We start from the raw sequence: 2,923 nt of genomic DNA, 5'->3' as shown, positions 1-2,923 counted from the left end.
TGCGCATGCGCCGACCAAGGACGTGCGTTTCGTGGAGCGCCCCGAGGCGGGCTCGTCGGAAAGCGCTTCAGACCAGCACGATTCGCAGCGCTGAACCTCTCGAGCCTCGGTGGCTATCGGCTTCATCGAGGCATCGATTCAGCGCATGGCAAGGATGCCGTGTCACATAGCCTCGCCAGGGAAGGTGCACTGTCGTCTGCCCCGGCGGTAGCGTGGCCGCAGCTCTGGCCGCGAGGGCTTTCCCCCACGCTGCTGGACGTGGGGCTGCTGGCCGTTCGAGGCCGGGACGGCATTCGGCGACTCTACAACCAGCTGACCCAGAGTGACCGCGCTGGAGTTATCGCCAACGCCATCGTCAATGATCCGCGCCAGGAAGAAACACAGGCCTGGGTGCAGCATCTTCCCCCCAAAGCGCTGTGGCCGTTGCTGAACGTCCTGGTCATCCAGCCGAGCCTATGGGGCTATACGGTGGGAGATGAACGCTTCGGCCGCGACGCCGCCATCGACCTGCAGCAGATCGCCATCGCCCGATGCCTGGAGTGGATCGAGCAGGGCTATATGCGCGGGCGCTATCGTCGCAGTACTGCCCAGCGATTGTTCGAGAAGGCCGTGGCCCGGATGTCGGCGGATGGCGAATATGCCGGTGCCGACAACAGCGAAAATGGCAGCAATAATCGTGCTGCTCGCGGACAGGCTTATTGCGAGAACCGTTATCGGCTGGATCGATTTATGGAAGAGAGAGGATCCGTGGTGCCAGAAGTCCTTAGGGCAAGAAGCAATTATATCGATATTGCCAACCGCTTAGGAAAAGACATCGATACCCACTGCCAGCTGGTGACGACACCAGGTGGCACACATGTGACCTACCGGGAGTCGTAAGGATGATGCGTCTTGCCCATATTTTACTCGCCGGCACCTTGCTGACGTTGCCCGGCACCGCCATCGCCCTGGAGCCCGAGGTTCAGGAGGCCAAGGACGAAGGTATGCGACTGTGGGGGCAGCATGAATGGATAAAGATGCAGCCCTATCTGGAAAAGGCAGCTGAAGCCGGCGATGTGGAAGCCATGTACTACCTGGGTGAAGCGACGCGCCTGCTGGGCAGGGGACTGACCGAGGAAGCCATGGACTGGTATCTCCAGGCCGCCGAACAGGGTGATCCCTATGCCATGTTGCGCCTGTTCCAGGGCGGTGCCTGTGTGGCCGGCGATGAATGTCCGGAGAATGCCGAAGGCTGGCGCGAGAAGGCCCTGGCCGAGACCCTGCCCAAAGCCGAAGATGGCGATACCGAGGCCATGCTCGCGCTCAACTATATCTATCGCGCCCTGGACGAGGACGGTGAAGCCCAAGATTGGCTGGAAAGGGCCGCCGAGCAGGGCAATCCGGAGGCCCAGACCAGGCTGGGCAAGTATATCCTCGATGGCCAGAGTTGGTACTTTCTGGAATCCAGGCGTCTGAAGGCTGCCGAGGAATGGTTTCGTAAGGCCGCGGAGCAGGGCTATGTGCCGGCGATGGATAGGCTATCTGCTACTCTGAGCAATCTTGAGAGGTACAAAGACGCATGGGAATGGACGGTAAAATCATCCGAGGCTGGAGATCTTAACGGGCGGCGTTGGCTGGCAAATTGCTACCTGAATCCTGATGAAGCACCCCGCTGCAATACTGAAAAAAAGCCTGTTGTAGGCTGGGCAATTCTATATGCCATTAATGAAGAAGTAGGTGGCCCTTCATCAGAGAGAAGCATGCGGCTCCGTCGCGATCAAGTAACGGATGAACAGTGTGAAGAAGCAAAATCTCTAGCCGAAGAATGGCAAAACAAGCAGCCGCCTCTATCTAACTTCCCACCTCGCTTCGGGTTCTAAAGATGCGACCATCGTGGCCGGCGACGATGCTGCTGACAGCCTGGCTAGCATGGCCGCTTTTGGCTTGGGCCCTGGAGCCCGAGGTTCAGGAGGCGAAGGACGAAGGCATGCGTTTGTACGGCCTTGGTATCTCGGGGGAGATCATTCCCTATTTGGAGCCTGCTGCCGAAGCCGGTGATGTGGAGGCCATGTACTACTACCAGCAAGGAGGCAGGACATGAGCGACGCTGCGCATCCGGAAGAACAGGAAGGGTACGAGGAAACGGCCTTCACGGCCGAGCGTATCCCCCGCCAGGCGCCGCCACCGCCCAAGGGCAAGCTTGGCAAGTTGGGCGACGCCTTCGATATGGCGCGCCTGCCCTGGGGGCATTATATCGGCGTCAATCCTTCGGAATTCGAATATGAGTACTCGGAGTCCTGGTACATGCCCTATGAGTACATGGGGGAGAAGGACTTTCACGATTACAACATGATCAACGAGATGCGTTGGTCGCAGTTTGTCGATGAAGATGTCGGTCTGATCTATCGCTTCTTTCGTTTCTGGTTCGTTTTCTGGACACATGGTTTAAGCTTTATTGGGCTTGGTGGAGGTAAGGGGGGGGGGGGGGGGGTTTATTAGTAGCATCGTGGCTGCTTGTACTATCTTGTTTCTCTTTGCCGCTGATACCATCCTGGCCGCACTAACGCCTCTAGCGATTGTAGTGGCGGTTTGCGGGCTATGCACTGCGCTGAGAAGACTCTTTGAAACTCAGAGCATTCGTTTCTACAAGAGTAACAAGAACTGGTCGGACGATGTCGCCTTCTGTCGGCGTTCCGGCCTGGTCAAGAGCTTTCAGGGCAACTTTCCCTTCTACGAGTTCGATGCCTTCATCGAAATGAGCGCGGACATGAAGGGTAACCAGTATCATACTCTCAAGGTGCGCCACCGCTATCCGCAGTTCAGCAAGGACAAGTGCAGCGGCCTGCCACTGGAGTTCACCTTCCCCACCGATACCGGCAGCATCGCCGAGCGCTATGCCATGTGGGATATGCTGAGCCGTTATATGGACGTCAGCCAGCCGCTG

Annotated in this window: 3 protein-coding genes and 2 pseudogenes; all 5 read left to right on the top strand. The window is 58.0% G+C overall.

The window, feature by feature from the left end; genetic code table 11:
• Window positions 1-879: pseudogene (locus tag BLW01_RS18235) on the top strand (hypothetical protein); the annotation flags it as partial.
• Window positions 880-881: 2 nt separating this feature from the next.
• Window positions 882-1,859, top strand: coding sequence for a tetratricopeptide repeat protein (locus tag BLW01_RS18230; RefSeq protein ID WP_229806543.1), 978 nt, complete (start codon window positions 882-884; stop codon window positions 1,857-1,859).
• 2 nt (window positions 1,860-1,861) lie between these two features.
• Window positions 1,862-2,080, top strand: a complete 219-nt coding sequence (locus tag BLW01_RS18530) for a hypothetical protein (RefSeq protein ID WP_092572450.1) — start codon at window positions 1,862-1,864, stop codon at window positions 2,078-2,080.
• Window positions 2,077-2,478 (top strand): hypothetical protein, encoded by a 402-nt coding sequence (locus tag BLW01_RS18220; RefSeq protein ID WP_092572448.1) that lies wholly within the window; start codon window positions 2,077-2,079, stop codon window positions 2,476-2,478. Before BLW01_RS18530 ends, BLW01_RS18220 begins: the two co-directional genes overlap by 4 nt.
• A 7-nt stretch (window positions 2,479-2,485) precedes the next feature.
• Window positions 2,486-2,923 (top strand): annotated as a pseudogene (locus BLW01_RS18215) (hypothetical protein); the annotation flags it as partial.

The sequence above is a fragment of the Aidingimonas halophila genome (genome assembly GCF_900106955.1).
Taxonomy (GTDB): Bacteria; Pseudomonadota; Gammaproteobacteria; order Pseudomonadales; family Halomonadaceae; genus Aidingimonas; species Aidingimonas halophila.
This window is presented reverse-complemented; position numbering and strand designations above follow the sequence as displayed.

Coding starts and splice junctions, on each gene's coding strand:
- BLW01_RS18230 (WP_229806543.1), top strand. CDS start 882: ATGATGCGTCTTGCCCATATTTTACTCGCCGGCACCTTGCTGACGTTG.
- BLW01_RS18530 (WP_092572450.1), top strand. CDS start 1,862: ATGCGACCATCGTGGCCGGCGACGATGCTGCTGACAGCCTGGCTAGCA.
- BLW01_RS18220 (WP_092572448.1), top strand. CDS start 2,077: ATGAGCGACGCTGCGCATCCGGAAGAACAGGAAGGGTACGAGGAAACG.